Here is a 14,580-nt window from a genome sequence, read left to right on the forward strand (position 1 = left end):
CAGCTCCTCCCGATCACTTCGTTCCCCCCATTTTACATCCTTTTCTCTAAAGTGGATATATTTACCTTAATCAATTAAAAAAAGCTGCCTGGCAGCAGCTTTTGCACAACTACACTATTTCCGCCCATCCTTTATTTAGTATATACACACCAAAGCAGGCATAAATCAACATGGCAATAAAAAGAAGCCAATAACCCTTTGTATTTGTTCTGATTGGGGTCCGGTAGGCTCTTGGGATAAAAAACTCGCCCACAAACCCCATCAGGCGGAGGAAAAGCCAATAAAGGGAATAAGAGTCCCAATAATCCCAGCCATTGCGAAACCTTATAAAGCCCGCATAATCCTTTAAAAGGACTTCAATGGAAAACACGGCTGTGATACTGATAAAAAAGAAAGGAAAAGTGTTTTTTTCAGGTCTGTACCTAATCAATAATATTGCCAGGAAACTGAAGCTGACGGCTGCTGCCGGCAGAACCTCTTTCATTGGCAGAGCATAGCGGTAAAAGCCCATCCTGAAAAACATTACGCAGAATAGTGCGGCAGTGATGCTGCTCAATATGAACATAATCCCATAGCGGAGAGTGTTATACCTTATCAAATATAGACTGCCTGCACCGGTAGCAATCAGAACGGTCCATAAAATGGCGTAATGGGCTGCTGTGTGGCTCATATTTAATGCTCCTGCCGTCATGTGTCTTAATAGCCGTTAGTGTCCCGCACTATCGGAATATCATACATGCATCTTCCCCATTTCTCTAGAAGCAACAGCCCATAGCTTATTGGAATTCAGGAAAAAAGTCCGCTGGGCAGTAAGGGCTTTCTTTATGATTAAATAGGCTCTAGTGCAAGAATGGTGTCCAGAGCCAATAAACCAAATTTTATATTTTTTCTGAAAAATCCGTTGTTTTTATGCATAAAAGTGTTAAAATGTTTCATATTCCAAAAGCAATCAACAGGAGGAGAACAATAATGGCTACTTTTTTTGGAGCACTAGTCCTGCTTGTACTCGGCTACGTTTTTTATTCTAAATTTGTGGAACGCGTATTCATCATTAATGACAGCACTCCGACACCTGCATATACGAAAAGGGACAATCTCGATTATGTACCGATGAGCTGGTGGAAGGGAAACCTGATTCAGCTCTTAAATATAGCTGGCCTCGGGCCGATCTACGGAGCGGTGGCCGGAGCCTTATACGGTCCTGCAGCCTTTATTTGGATAGTGGCAGGAACAATTTTTGCAGGAGGCGTCCATGACTATTTTTCAGGCATGATGTCCCTCCGCCATCAGGGAGAACAATACCCTTCCCTTGTCGGCCGTTATCTCGGACAAACCGTTAAAACCATTATCAGCGTCGTTTCGCTTGTATTGATGGTGCTGGTGGCAGCCGCGTTCACCGCCGGCCCCGCCCAGCTGATCGCCCAGCTGACACCTCTCAGTTTTACGGTCTCGCTGCTGATTATTTTTGCCTATTTCCTGCTGGCAACCATCCTGCCGATCAACCGCGTTATCGGGAAGATTTACCCTCTGCTCGGCGGCATCCTGCTTTTCATGGCATTGGCAATCGGCATTTCATTACTTTTTTCCGGTAAAAGCATCCCCAACCTGACATTGGAGAACCTTCATCCAGGGGAGCTGCCGATCTGGCCGCTATTGATGGTCACCATTTCATGTGGAGCCATTTCAGGATTCCACTGTACGCAAAGCCCGATTGTCGCCTGTACGATGAAAAAAGAATCAGACGGCCGCAAAATCTTTTATGGCGCCATGGTTACTGAAGGCGTCATCGCCCTTATCTGGGCAGCAGCCGGCATGACCTTTTTCAATGGAACAGCCGGCCTGGGAGAGGCACTCGCAGCAGGAGGCCCATCCGGAGTCGTGAATGAAATCTCCACCTCCCTTCTTGGGACACTTGGCGGAATCCTGGCCATTCTTGGCGTTATCATTCTGCCTATCACCACGGGAGATACGGCACTTCGCTCTTCCCGTATGATCCTGACTGAAATCTTTGCCAAATTCTTTAATATGGAAAGCAAAATCAAGATTCTCCTAGTAACCGTGCTGGTTGCAGTGCCGGCTCTGTTCCTGGCAACCATTGACTACACTTTCCTCTGGAGATATGTGGGCTGGACCAATCAGGTGGTTGCTACCGTCATGCTGTGGACAGGCACTGTATACCTTCTGAAGAACAGCCGCTTTCACTGGATCTGCGGGGTGCCGGCCCTGTTTATGACAGGCGTCGTCTGCACGTATATTTTTTACGCACCGGAAGGATTGGGGATGGATTACCGGCTGTCCATGATCATTGGCTTCTCACTGGCGGCCGCCGTGCTCGCCTGGTATATCAGCCAGATATTCAAATACCGCCAGCTGCGGGTGAACAGCAAGGATTTCCGCGCGGCATAAACTACAAAAAGGGCCTCGGCCCTTTTTTGTTTACTTCAATAATTCTTCGATCATATCGTCATGAGAGAATACCAGATGCGGAGGAATATCCTGCCTAATGGACTCAAGGCCAAAATGATAGCTGTTATGTTCGTCCTCGAAAATGACAGGCCGGATACTCTCCTGATTTCCTGGCAGACGCTCTGCCAGCCTGGCGGCAAATGCAAACTGGGAAAGCATATCTTTTGTTCCTAAATGGAAGATTCCCTTCAGCCTGTTCTCCATCATATAACTCACCGCCCTCGCCAGCTGCACATCCGTTAAATGATTGCATGCCAGATTAGTGTAAGCCTCCATCCCTTCCTTCTTCTGAAGCGCATCTTTAAGATGGCTTAACCTTTGAGATTTCTTCCCCCATATTGCAGGAATCCGGATGATCGCTGCCCTCTCCCCCAGAACCCCCTGCAGCATGCTTTCACACCGGATCTTAAAACGGCCATAATCGGTCTGTGATTGAGGCATATCATTCTCGTTATGGTGCTTTGAAAAATCCCCATCAAAAACATTGGCTGTTGAAAAATAATAAAGCATGGAGTTTCCATCCTTCATTGCTTCCGCAAGCTCCTGATGGAACTTCAGCTGAGCGGAAAAGTCCCCCCTTAAGCAGGAAACCGTGATATCCGGCCTGATGGATGAAATCAGGCTCCCTGCAGCACCAGGGTCACCGACATCAAGCTGAATGTCCCTTTCGGACACAGTTCTATTCACCGCAGAATGATAAGTAGCATAAATCTTAAAATCCTCCCTTACCTGTTCCGCCAAAGCTTTTCCTATAAGCCCGCTGGCTCCTAAAATGAGCAGTTTTTTCATAGTCGGCCTCCAATCATTTTCCTGGACATATGCTTAACGTTTTCAAGGTGAAAGGAGATACGGGATACACCATGTAATTTTTTCCAAATTTAAACTATAATATTTATATCTAATTTAACAGAAAGGCAGGCACCGTGATGAAACAGCCCCTCCTTACGCTGGTTACTCTCATACTCATTTCTGCAGTTTTTGCCGGATGTGAAAAAGAGGCCGATGAAGCAACTAAGCCGGTCGTCTCATCCTTCAAAAATGATGGCGGAAACCAGAATTTCAACATTGTCCATGCACAGTACCTCTATGAAGATTATCTGGATAATCTTGAACAGACACCACGCCAGGAACGGCAGGCACTTTATGAAGAAAAAATTCTTAAGCCTATTGAAAAGGAATGTTTTACAGACCTTGATTACCCTCATATGGGAGAGGAAATCCAGGATTATCAGGTGAACAAATTTCCAGGCACCCTTAATAAAGTAATTGAATCAATGGACAAAGAGCATTTGGACTCCCTGATTAAAGAAGCGCTCGAAAAATCTTCTGAAATTCTCCCATCCACTAAAGACATCAATGTGTGCATTTTTCCGACAGATAACACCTTCCATAGAACGATGGTGGCCACCGGCGCCGGCAGGATTATTGTTTATTATAGTGAACATTTGACAGATCCCATGATTAAAAGTTCAATGGCCCATGAATATCATCACAGCGCATGGACTGAGCAGCACTTTTCGATTTCCCATCAGCAAACAGTATTGGACAATCTTATTTTTGAAGGAAAAGCAGTGATGTTTCAAGAAACAGTATATCCAGGAACATCCGGCATCCCCCTCGATACTAAAGCAGATCCAGTTCTTTGGGGAAAAGCGAGCGAAGACATGGATAAGTCTGATTATAACAGGTCAATTGAGGTGCTTTTTGGCGGTGGCCCCCTTCCCCTCCATTACGGCTACAGCGAAGGATACAAAATCGTGAAAGCCTACATTGAAGAAACAGGCAGCACCGTCGAAGAGTGGACAGCCGCTTCGCCTGATGAAATATTGAAAAAAGGCAGATACATAGAAAGATATTATCCAAAGGAGGAAGCTGAATCATGAAAGATTACAAAGCAGTGGAATTTAATGAAGCAGCAGTCATCATCAAGGAGACAGGCCTGCTGCCGCTGGCTCCCCTCATTCCGGGATACCCGGCGCTCAATACCATTACGGATCCTGAAAGCTGGCATGCAGGAGGAGATTCAGACCCTTGGACATGGCGGACCCGGTTTGCGGGGGAAGGGATTGCCGCTTACGGAAAGTTCATCAGTAAAAAGGCAGTTTTCATTTCAAAAGACTGGGTACCTCTTTTTCTCGCTGTTCTGGGAAAAAACGATGGGCCTGAAGAAAGATACCATAAGGGGGAGCTTTCAAAAGAAGCGCTGACTCTGTACAGCCTTATCCGCTCACAGGAAGGAATTGATACACGCCTTTTGCGGAAAGAGGCGAACATGCTTGGCAAAGAGCACAAAAAGGCTTTCGACCAAGGATTGCAGGAACTGCAGGGAAGCATGGATATTGTCATTTCCGGAATAAAGGAAAAACAAAATGAAGCAGGGGAAACGAACGGATGGAACAGCACCTCCTATGAAACGATGGAAAGCTGGCTGGAGAAATACGGGATTGAGCGCCTCGCTATCAGCAGAGAGGATGCCAGAGAAAAACTATTGCAGCATTTCTCCGGTTTCTGCCCGGACGAAGCGATGAAGAAGATTTCAAAAATATTATCCTAAAATGGTGAAAAGCCGAAAACTAATCATTCATAGTTTCCGGCTTTTTATTAATCTGTTCGTCTAAAGCTCGGGGTTAGCCTTAAAACGTGTTTGCAGCGGTTGAATGTGAGTGGTTTAGAATCAGAGCGGTGCTTGAATTTACCGATTGAAGGATTCATTCACTTAAAGCCGGTGTTTTTTTGATTATTTCCTGACTTTTTCTACCGAATCGGCAAAATCACACGCAAGCAGCCCTTCTTTTCTCTCTCACCAGCCCCTGCTGGCACCTCCGCCGCCGGATGAGCCTCCCCCGCCGCCGCGTGGTCCGCCTCCGCCGCCTCTTCCTCCGCCCCGCGAAATGACAGAAAGAAGAATATAGGTCAGTGTACCGCCAAAGAACATGAAATCCAGCACAATGACCCCGACGATAATAATAAATAATAGCCAGGAAGGAATGCCTGTGCCCTGCTCTCCTGCAGGCTGTGCTGTACCCTGGCCCTGGCCATACTCCGCTGCGGCTTCGCCGGCAAGTGTTTTATATGTGTCAAGGACAGCCTGCCCCGGCTGTCCGGCCTGGAGCAGCGGAATCGTCATTTCATCCAGTATCCTTCCGGCTTTGCCGTCAGGTATCCGGCCCTCCAGCCCATAGCCGACTTCAATCCGGGCTTTTTTGTCCTTCATGGCAAGAACAAGCAGGACGCCATTGTTTTCTTCGGCACTGCCGATTGCATATTGCCGGAATGCCTGGTTCGCGTATTCCTCAATTGGCCTTCCCCCGGTTGTTTCCACTGTCAGGACTGCTACCTGGGCAGTGGTCCGGTCTTCAAGAGAGCGCCCGAGGGCCCGTATTTCATTTTCCTGCTCCAGGCTTAGGACATCTGCAAAATCCTGGACATATATATCCCCGGACGGGGCGGGAATTCCGTTTTCTTCAGCGTGTGCTGCGCCTGCAGAGATGAACAGCAGGAGAAGGGCCAGAACAAAAGGGAATGCCCGATGCCGGATCATTACTCATTGCCCCCAAAATCAACTTCAGGCGCTTCTTCGGCAGCTGGATCGGCCCGGAAGTATTCTTTCTCATCAAAGCCGGTCACATTGGCAACAATCGCACCGGGGAACCTTTTAATTCTTTTGTTGTAGCTTCCTACCTGCTCATTATAATCCTGGCGTGCCACCGATATCCGGTTCTCTGTTCCGGCAAGTTCATCCATCAGCTGCGTAAATTGCTTGTCCGCCTTCAGATTCGGGTAGTTCTCGACCACAACGAGCAGCCTGCTCAATGCATTTGAAAGCTCGGTATTGGCCGTCGCTTCTTCTTCCGGCGTCCTTGCGCCTGCCAGCCTCGCCCTGGCATCAGAGATGGATTGGATGACTTCCTTCTCATGTGCTGCATATCCTTTGACTGTATTAACGAGGTTCGGGATCAGATCCAGCCTTCGCTGAAGCTGGTTTTCGATCTGAGAATACGCTTTGTCCACATCTTCCTCAGCATTTACAAATCCATTATAGCTGGATCCCAGCATCATAAAAATGATAACTAAGGCTACAACGGCAATCGCTATCCCTGCAAAACCCTTTTTCAAGTTGTCCACTCCCAATTCATAGATGATTTATCTGCTTGAACATTATTTTTCCTTCTTTTCCGGAAAGCTAAACTTTCAAGAAGGGAATGAAAGATGGCATTTTCAGGATATAACTTTCCAGCTTATAAAAAGAAGCAGCCCCCTTCAGGACTGCTTCTTCATATCTCTTTTGATGAAAATGGCAGCAATAATTTAATGCCGCGCCTGTTAAAAGGTAAAAACTTCATATCGGTGATAAGATGGCTCGCATAGGCAGCCATGCAGGTCTTAAAGACTCCTTCTATCCCAAGGGAGCTATCGAGCTGATAGGCAATCACCCCAAAGAAAATCAGGCCAGCCGCTGAATGCGTGTAGGTCCTATGGGAGACAAATGATGCTGCAATGATGTATATGCCCAAAAGCAAAAGCCAGCTTTCCTGAAGAGACAAGCCGCCGGCCGCTATCCCGATTCCTGTAACCGTCAGCATCCTCCTCTTCGTGATGAAGGATGCCAGGATTACAATGGCTGCACCAGCCCCCATTCCGAGCCAGCGCTCCTGATCTCCTCCTTCAAGAAAGCTGTACAAACACATCAAAAGCCCTATCGTCTGGGCAATCGAGCGGATTGCTTTATGTGATATCGTAATTTTATTGCTGAGCTTGCCGTCGATATCGGCATCCGGCAAGAGGGCTGAAGCTGTGCCGATCCCCACTAGTACAAGAGTTTCCGCAGGGCTTGATTGCACGGCATTTGCTGCCATAAATCCAATGACGGCCCCGACTGTCATATGCGCTGTTCCGTTCATGCTGTCATCCTGTCTATTTTTATAAGTTACTTATTATACTAGCATAATAGAACATATGATTGCATAGGGAATTAGTCTTTTCCAGGAAAAATATAACTTCATTTTTGATAAATAAATTTACAGCTTTCATTCTTTTAACGTATATTTAGAATAGTATAATTATGGCCGGGCCAGACTTCGCAGCTTCTATTTCCCACCTCCCTCGGCTGAATATTTCAAAGGAGGAGGACATGACAATGCTAAAAGATACCCGAACCGGGCTAGTGGTTTCAAGGAAATTCGATGCGCCGCGCGAGCTTGTATTCAAAGCATGGACAGAAGCAGAGCACCTCAAGAACTGGTGGGGCCCAAAAGGTTATGCCATGAAGGTCACCATGCTGGAACTCCATCCAAAAGGAATGTTCCACTATAGCCAAAAGTCTCCCGAAGGATATGAAATATGGGGCCGGTTCATCTTTGATGAAATTTCTCCTCCGGATAAGCTCGTATTTATAAATTCATTTTCAGATGAAGAAGGGAGTGCTGTCCGCGCTCCTTTTAATTCCGGATGGCCTCTTGAAGTGGTCAATCATGTAAGCTTCCTCAGTTCGGAGGATCAAACCGAGATAGAGCTGTTCGCGTCCCCTCTAAATCCTGAAGATCATGAGCAGCGCAGCTTTGAAGCTGCACTTGATGGTTTGCACCAGGAATACTCCAGCACCTTCAGCCAGCTGGATGAATACTTAAGGATGATTAAATAATCTGTCATTCTCCCCATTACTTGATGGGGAGTTTTTTTGTTCCTGCAAACAATATTGCCGGGTTTCAGAAGTTTCTATTAAAGAAACTTAAGCCCGGTGTTTAACCGCCTGCAATTAGTGAAAAATAATACAAGACAAATGCAGGTATACAAAGGAGCAGATGCTGATGGCCATGAACGGGCAGATTCCTCATGATAAAAGTCTTGATAACAGCCTTACTTTAATGAAGGAAGGCTACGAATTTATTCCTAACAGAAAAGAACGGTACGGAACAGAGCTTTTTGAAGCCCGGCTGCTCGGGCAAAAGGTGATTTGCATGAGCGGACAAGAAGCGGCTCGGCTATTCTATGATACAGACCGTTTCAAAAGAAACGGGGCCGCTCCCAAACGGATACAAAAAACATTGTTTGGTGAAAATGCCATCCAGACGATGGACGGTGACGCCCATATCCACCGTAAACTGTTGTTCATGTCCCTGATGACGCCTCCCCACCAAAAAAGGCTTGCCGGGATGGTCATGAATGAATGGAAGGCAGCGGCAGCCAAATGGCAGGAAGACGGCCGTGAAGTTGTGCTGATGGAAGAAGCAAAGGTTATTCTCTGCCGCACAGCCTGTGCATGGGCGGGTGTCCCGCTGAAGCAGGAGGATGAAAAAGAGAGAGCTGAAGAGTTTGCCGATATGGTAGACGCCTTCGGGGCGGTTGGTCCCCGCCATTGGAAAGGCAGGCATGCGAGGGGCAGCTCAGAAGACTGGATACGGGGTCTTATCGAGGATGTCAGAGATGGAAAGCTGGCTGCAGAAGAAGGTACTGCCCTGTATGAAATGGCCTACCACAAAAATCTGGATGGGACTCATCTTGATTCACAAATGGCCGCTGTCGAGCTCATCAATGTTCTCCGCCCGATTGTTGCCATTTCGACTTTCATTGCCTTTTCTGCCCTTGCCCTTCACGGTCATCCCCGCTATAAGGAGATGCTGCAGACCCGCAGCGGCAGCGAGCTTGAAATGTTTGTCCAGGAAGTGCGGCGCTTTTATCCTTTCGGTCCGTTCCTTGGAGCGATTGTACGCAAAGACTTCATCTGGAATGAGGCGGAATTCAAAGAGGGGATGCTTGTCCTTCTCGACATTTATGGAACCAACCATGACCCGCTGCTTTGGGAGGAACCGTACGAATTCCGGCCGGAGCGTTTCGGAAATTGGGACGGCAGCCTTTTTGACCTGATCCCTCAAGGCGGCGGCGATGCCTCGAAAGGCCACCGCTGTCCCGGAGAAGGCATAACGATTGAGGTTATGAAAGCAAGCCTTGACTTCCTCGTGAACGAGATCGACTATTCTGTTCCGGAGAATCAGGACTTGAGCTTCAGCCTTTCCAGGATGCCGACATTTCCAGAGAGCGGCTTTATTATGAGCAATATTAAAAGGAAATGACCGTTAAAGAGGACTCCGCCGTTTATAGGGCGGGTGTCCTTTCCTTTTTGCCGAAAAAAAACAGGCACTCAATTGAGTGCCCATTCTTTGCGTATTAGCCTTTAACTACGTTAGAAGCTTGAGGTCCGCGCTGACCTTCTTCGATGTCGAAAGAAACTTCTTGACCTTCGTCAAGAGTTTTGAAACCTTCGCCTTGGATAGCTGAGAAGTGAACGAATACATCTTGACCTTCTGAAGTTTCGATGAATCCGAATCCTTTTTCTGCATTAAACCATTTAACTTTACCTGTAGCCATGTTTGTTGCCTCCTTGCGTGTAAACACACATTGTATTACTATTCTTGCTCAAAGTTATCAAGGCGAAAAGTATCAAAACTGTTCTTTCCTTATATACCGAACAAAAATAATTTCACTTTATGATAACAGATTAACAAAGGATAAGCAAATTTATTCGTTAAAAAAATGGAAACGGTAACAATCCGATAAATCTCGACAATTTTCTTATGTGCCAGACACCCTAGTTGGACAAATGTCCATCTGCCGTGCCTGGCACCCTTCTATTCTAGTTGGGAAAATCATGCAATATTTGTTTTTTTTATGTTCTGAATTTTTAAATTGCTATATAATTAGAAAATAGGTTTGTGGCAATTAAGCTGTTTGACTTTTTAAGACCGATTTTTTTATAACAATCGCGGGGAAGGGGTCCAAATACCAATTATGCTAAAGGCGCGATTATTTATCTTTTTTATTTTCTTCACCTCACTTGCTGTTGCTTCCCAATCGGATTGGACGGTTCCGGAGATGAATCTATATCTCCTGGCCCTTGCTTTTTATTGGATCTTTTCTATTTCTTATTTCCATCTTAGGATACACAGCAAGCTGGGCAGCTCGACCATTGACTATGGCATTACCTACAGCCTTTCATTCGGACTTTTCGCCGGGCCGGCAGGGCTGCTGATATTCGAGACGCTCTATCGCTTTACGGTTTATTTTACAAAAGTGAAGACCAAAACAGCAGATCCTGATGAATTCGTCCATACCTTTTACAATATCGGTGCCTTTACGCTGAATAACAGCATTGCCTATTTCATCTTTCAATCTCTGTATCCCAGGATGGAAGGCATCCCATTCGGCTTCTGGCTGCTGATGCTGCTGCTTATTACCGTGACAGCCATCCTGTCTGACCTTTATTTGATCATTTTCTTCTCGTTCCTTGGAGAAATCAATACGCGCAGGGAGGCAATCGATTTTATAAAAAGCAGGAGTGTCCTTGATATGGGAAAGATCGCTTTTACAAACGGATTCCTCCTTCTTTTCCTCCAGCAAGGGAAATGGGATATGCTCCTTGGCCTGTTCCTGCTGAATTATCTTGTGAGCCGGTCTTTCCTTTCCAAGTCACAGAGTGCACAGCATAAATATGAGCGCGATAAATTTGAGCAGATGGCATATACCGACTTTCTCACAGGTGTCCATAACCGCGCCTTCATGGATCAGAAAATGAAGGAATTGGACAAGGCCCAGGAAACGGTTGGGATCATAGTGGCCGATATAGACAAATTTAAACTGATCAATGACTCTTATAACCACGCAGTAGGCGACTGCGTTATCAGGCATTTTGCGGATTGCCTGAAAGGGGTGCTCACAGAGGAAGATGTCCTTATCCGGAGCGGCGGAGAGGAATTCACTCTTTTCCTCCGCGGCAGGAACTTTAATCAATGCAGCAAGCTGATTGAAGATATTAACCGGGGGCTTTTGGAAAAGCCGGCTGAAGCCGGTTTCCACGGAAAAAGGATTCAGATAGGCTATACAGCCTCTTTCGGTCTTTATTATGGGAAGGTGAACACAGAAACTCCAATGGAAAAAGCCTATATCCTGGCAGACCAGCTGCTTTTTCAGGCAAAAGATCTTGGCAGGAACCGTGTTTCGGCCAAGAACGGTTTAGTCAGCCTGGAAGCTATAGGGTCTTAGCATTACAAAGAAAGCAGCGGAATCATGTTCCGCTGCTTTCCTTTTATACCAGCTCCCGCTCCCAAAAGCGGTGCTGGGCAATTGCCTGGATAAACTCCTCTGCGAAGCTTTCCGCTCCATCTCCAAGTACAATTCCTGCAGCATTGTTTTTACCTCTGTTTTCAAGCCAGTTCCTGCCTTCATGAGTCGCTCCGATCGGCTTATAGTGAGCGAAGGCCTCATGGATGAAATAGGCTGCATCCTGCTGAAATTTCTTTGTCCCGCCACTGCCTCCTGCGGCATATATGGCATCCACCAAGACAGATTCAGTGGTAAGGAATGTATCTTGGACTTCAAGCTCGCTTCCATCAGAGCCTTTAATCGTCCCGAGCCTGCTGCTGATTATAACGGGCATAATGCCTTCTGCCTTCAAGGCTTCCAGTACCTTCATGATTTCTCCATTAAAACCATCAGCGGCAATGACTCCCACCTTGCGTGTTGCAGGGAGCTTCTTCGTTTTTTCCTGGCTGAGTGCAGGCGAGGATTTTGTTACAGCAGAACCGCCCTCTTCAGGAGGGACTGCCCCGATATTTTTTGCAAATTCTCTTGTCATTTCAAGATCGACATTGGCAAACATGTCCACAACCTGCTGCTGGATCGACTTGCTCTTCACTTTGCCGAGTTCAAAGCTGAACGCATCGATGATATGCTGCTTTTCCGGTCCGCTCATACTGTTCCAGAAAAGCTTCGCCTGTGAAAAGTGGTCCTTGAAGCTATCGCTCCTCGCCCTTACCTTGCGACCCTCGACCTTCTCCTGGTAATGAACATACCCGCCCTCTTCCTCTGACGCAGGAGAAGGGGTATTATTGGCGATTGAGTTATTATGATAGCTCACCGGTCCCTTGTTGATGGTCTGCCGGTGGAAACCATCCCGCTGGTTGTTATGGAAAGGGCAAACCGGGCGGTTAATCGGTATCTCATGGAAGTTTGGCCCTCCCAGACGAAGGAGCTGTGTATCAGTATAGGAGAACAAGCGCCCCTGCAGCAGCGGATCATTGGTAAAATCAATCCCCGGCACTACATGGCCCGGGTGGAAAGCGACCTGCTCAGTCTCCGCAAAAACATTGTCCACATTCCGGTTGAGCGTCATTTTTCCAATGATTTGGACGGGTATGTCCTCCTCCGGCCAGAGTTTCGTAGGATCAAGTATATCGAAATCAAAGGAGAATTCGTCTTCTTCTTTTATCACCTGGATCCCCAGCTCGAATTCTGGATAGTTGCCCTGTTCAATAGACTCCCAAAGATCCCTGCGGTTAAAATCAGGATCCTTGCCGGCTATTTTCTGTGCTTCGTCCCAGACGAGGGAATGGACGCCAAGCACTGGCTTCCAGTGGAATTTCACAAAATGCGAGATACCCTCCTCATTCACAAGGCGGAATGTATGGACGCCAAACCCTTCCATCATGCGGAAGCTTCTTGGCAATGCGCGGTCTGACAAAGCCCACATGATCATATGGGCGGATTCCTGATTGTTGGCGACAAAATCCCAGAAGGTATCGTGGGCAGCAGAAGCCTGCGGCATTTCATTATGCGGCTCAGGCTTGATTGCATGAACAAGATCCGGGAACTTAATGGCATCCTGTATAAAAAATACCGGCATATTATTTCCTACCAGGTCATAATTGCCTTCTTCTGTATAAAACTTTGTCGCAAACCCGCGCACATCCCTGACAGTCTCGGCTGATCCCCGGAAGCCGACAACCGTTGAGAATCTTACAAATACAGGGGTTTTCACAGCAGGGTCCTGCAGGAACTTTGCCTTTGTATACTTTTTCATAGATTCATATACCTGGAATTCCCCATGCGCTGCAAAGCCGCGTGCATGAACGACCCGCTCGGGGATCCGTTCGTGGTCAAAATGAGTCATTTTTTCCCGGAAATGAAAATCCTCCAGCAAGGTAGGCCCCCGGACACCGGCTTTAAGCGAGAACTCGTCCTCTGATACTTTGACTCCCTGATTGGTTGTCAGCTTTTCTCCACGGTCGTCTGTCCTGAATTGCTCCAGCTGTTTGTTTTTGCTGGATTCATTTACATTGCGGTTATCTTTCATTCAGTCTCCTCCTCATATAGAATGGCTCATGCTGACTGGCAGCTATGTACAAGTCCCTTACCCATTCCCAGTAGAAGAGAGAGCTAAACAGAGAAAGCAGACTAAATGTTTCAATTTTTTGAACAGTGGTTATTTTAATCTGGATATGGAATGACGACAGCCTGGCACGACTTTTCATAGAATTCAATTGGCCCCGCCCCGCCGATGACCGCATATTCATAGCCGATTTCTTTCATATTCTTCAGGCAGGCATGGAGAAGGGCGCTTCCTGTTCCTTTTTCCCGAATGCCTCCAGCCACTCCCATCGGCCCGAAATATCCCTTTTTTCCCTTGTATGAATCAAATACTGCAAACCCAATCAGTTCCCCGTCTCCACTGAAAGCTATGTAGACCGGCGGTTCCTCCTGCTCCATCCCAGCTTCAGCCGTTTGGGCCCATTCAGCCGAAAAATGGGCTTCTGCAAATGCGGCAAGCATCTCTCTATCCTTTTTCCCTGCTCTCCTGACCGCAGAGAACAGCTTGTCAGGCGGTGAGTACGATGCCAGATGTACAGCTAAATCTCTGGCTGCTGCCCCGATTGCTAGCATCTGCTGTTTATCTTCCTTCCCTGCCAAATCAGCAAGAGAATCACAGGAAAGCAGCGCCTTCAGGAGATGGCCTTCATTAAGGATCATCTGGCCGTATTTCTTCATATATCCAGCCGCCGCCTCCATCACGACCTTTGTTTCCTCAGATATCTCTGCCGGAAATCCAAGCAGCAAGCTCCCCCCTTCTTCAGAATTTTTGACTGAGGCTGAGCGGAGGCTGCTTATGTCTAAACGGCACTTATTCGCCAGTTCCGCAAATGCCCCGGTCCTTTCAAGCAGGCACCCTGATAGCAGATGCTCCGGCTGGATAAACCGGCAGCCAGTCTCCACCCGTTCTCCTTCTGCCAAGTGGATGATCCTTTTCAGGCGGTCTGTCATCTTCATTTTTCTTAGCCTCCTTCT

General features: G+C 47.2%; 14 protein-coding genes. 6 read left to right on the forward strand and 8 right to left on the reverse strand.

The features are described 5' to 3' along the window. Positions 1-109: 109 nt before the first annotated feature. Positions 110-670 carry a CBO0543 family protein gene (locus ABU165_RS10620; protein ID WP_318060644.1) on the reverse strand — a complete coding sequence of 187 codons (561 nt, stop codon included), beginning with the start codon at positions 668-670 and terminating at the stop codon, positions 110-112. Between the two features lie 299 nt (positions 671-969). Between ABU165_RS10620 and ABU165_RS10625 the strand changes: the two genes are divergently transcribed. Beyond that, complete coding sequence (locus tag ABU165_RS10625) at positions 970-2,406, forward strand: carbon starvation CstA family protein (RefSeq protein WP_022543309.1); 1,437 nt, start codon at positions 970-972, stop codon at positions 2,404-2,406. A 30-nt stretch (positions 2,407-2,436) separates the two neighbouring features. Here the strand turns inward: ABU165_RS10625 and ABU165_RS10630 are convergent, their stop codons facing one another. After that, on the reverse strand, positions 2,437-3,255 hold the full coding sequence (locus ABU165_RS10630; RefSeq protein WP_009792382.1) for a sugar nucleotide-binding protein: 819 nt from the start codon (positions 3,253-3,255) through the stop codon (positions 2,437-2,439). Positions 3,256-3,392: 137 nt separating this feature from the next. Here ABU165_RS10630 and ABU165_RS10635 point away from each other — a divergent pair, with 137 nt between their 5' ends. Together ABU165_RS10635 and ABU165_RS10640 are read left to right on the forward strand one after the other, a co-directional pair. Next, positions 3,393-4,349, forward strand: coding sequence for a DUF2268 domain-containing putative Zn-dependent protease (locus tag ABU165_RS10635; protein ID WP_248138691.1), 957 nt, complete (start codon positions 3,393-3,395; stop codon positions 4,347-4,349). After that, a complete protein-coding gene (locus tag ABU165_RS10640) occupies positions 4,346-5,020 on the forward strand; it encodes an AlkZ-related protein (protein ID WP_248138690.1) in 675 nt (224 codons plus the stop codon). Before ABU165_RS10635 ends, ABU165_RS10640 begins: the two co-directional genes overlap by 4 nt. A gap of 246 nt (positions 5,021-5,266) precedes the next feature. On the opposite strand, the gene ABU165_RS10645 is transcribed toward ABU165_RS10640, so the two are convergent. From ABU165_RS10645 to ABU165_RS10655, 3 genes are all read right to left on the reverse strand, one after another. Beyond that, positions 5,267-6,007, reverse strand: a complete 741-nt coding sequence (locus ABU165_RS10645) for a TPM domain-containing protein (protein ID WP_009792386.1) — start codon at positions 6,005-6,007, stop codon at positions 5,267-5,269. Continuing rightward, positions 6,007-6,582 (reverse strand): LemA family protein, encoded by a 576-nt coding sequence (locus ABU165_RS10650; protein WP_094768056.1) that lies wholly within the window; start codon positions 6,580-6,582, stop codon positions 6,007-6,009. The genes ABU165_RS10645 and ABU165_RS10650 overlap by 1 nt, the downstream gene beginning before the upstream one ends. 158 nt (positions 6,583-6,740) lie before the next feature. After that, complete coding sequence (locus ABU165_RS10655; RefSeq protein WP_009792389.1) at positions 6,741-7,367, reverse strand: metal-dependent hydrolase; 627 nt, start codon at positions 7,365-7,367, stop codon at positions 6,741-6,743. Positions 7,368-7,597: 230 nt separating this feature from the next. On the opposite strand from ABU165_RS10655, the gene ABU165_RS10660 reads away from it, so the two are divergent. Further along, positions 7,598-8,107, forward strand: coding sequence for an SRPBCC family protein (locus ABU165_RS10660; RefSeq protein ID WP_224952150.1), 510 nt, complete (start codon positions 7,598-7,600; stop codon positions 8,105-8,107). A gap of 172 nt (positions 8,108-8,279) precedes the next feature. After that, complete coding sequence (gene cypC / locus ABU165_RS10665; protein WP_318060670.1) at positions 8,280-9,536, forward strand: CYP152 family fatty-acid peroxygenase CypC; 1,257 nt, start codon at positions 8,280-8,282, stop codon at positions 9,534-9,536. Positions 9,537-9,630: 94 nt separating this feature from the next. On the opposite strand, the gene ABU165_RS10670 is transcribed toward cypC, so the two are convergent. After that, the gene (locus ABU165_RS10670; protein WP_009792392.1) at positions 9,631-9,831 is read right to left on the reverse strand and encodes a cold-shock protein; all 201 of its coding nucleotides are present in this window, start codon (positions 9,829-9,831) and stop codon (positions 9,631-9,633) included. A 420-nt stretch (positions 9,832-10,251) separates the two neighbouring features. Between ABU165_RS10670 and ABU165_RS10675 the strand changes: the two genes are divergently transcribed. Next, positions 10,252-11,502: a GGDEF domain-containing protein gene (locus ABU165_RS10675; RefSeq protein ID WP_318060645.1), complete on the forward strand. Its 1,251-nt coding sequence runs from the start codon at positions 10,252-10,254 to the stop codon at positions 11,500-11,502. A gap of 43 nt (positions 11,503-11,545) precedes the next feature. On the opposite strand, the gene ABU165_RS10680 is transcribed toward ABU165_RS10675, so the two are convergent. Together ABU165_RS10680 and ABU165_RS10685 are read right to left on the reverse strand one after the other, a co-directional pair. Further along, entirely contained in the window at positions 11,546-13,591 is a 2,046-nt protein-coding gene (locus ABU165_RS10680) for a catalase (protein WP_224952146.1), read from the reverse strand. A gap of 134 nt (positions 13,592-13,725) precedes the next feature. Further along, positions 13,726-14,562: a GNAT family N-acetyltransferase gene (locus ABU165_RS10685; protein WP_180827419.1), complete on the reverse strand. Its 837-nt coding sequence runs from the start codon at positions 14,560-14,562 to the stop codon at positions 13,726-13,728. Between the last annotated feature and the right edge of the window lie 18 nt (positions 14,563-14,580).

This window comes from Cytobacillus sp. T106, assembly GCF_040492155.1.
Taxonomy (GTDB): Bacteria; Bacillota; Bacilli; order Bacillales; family Cytobacillaceae; genus Bacillus_AB; species Bacillus_AB infantis.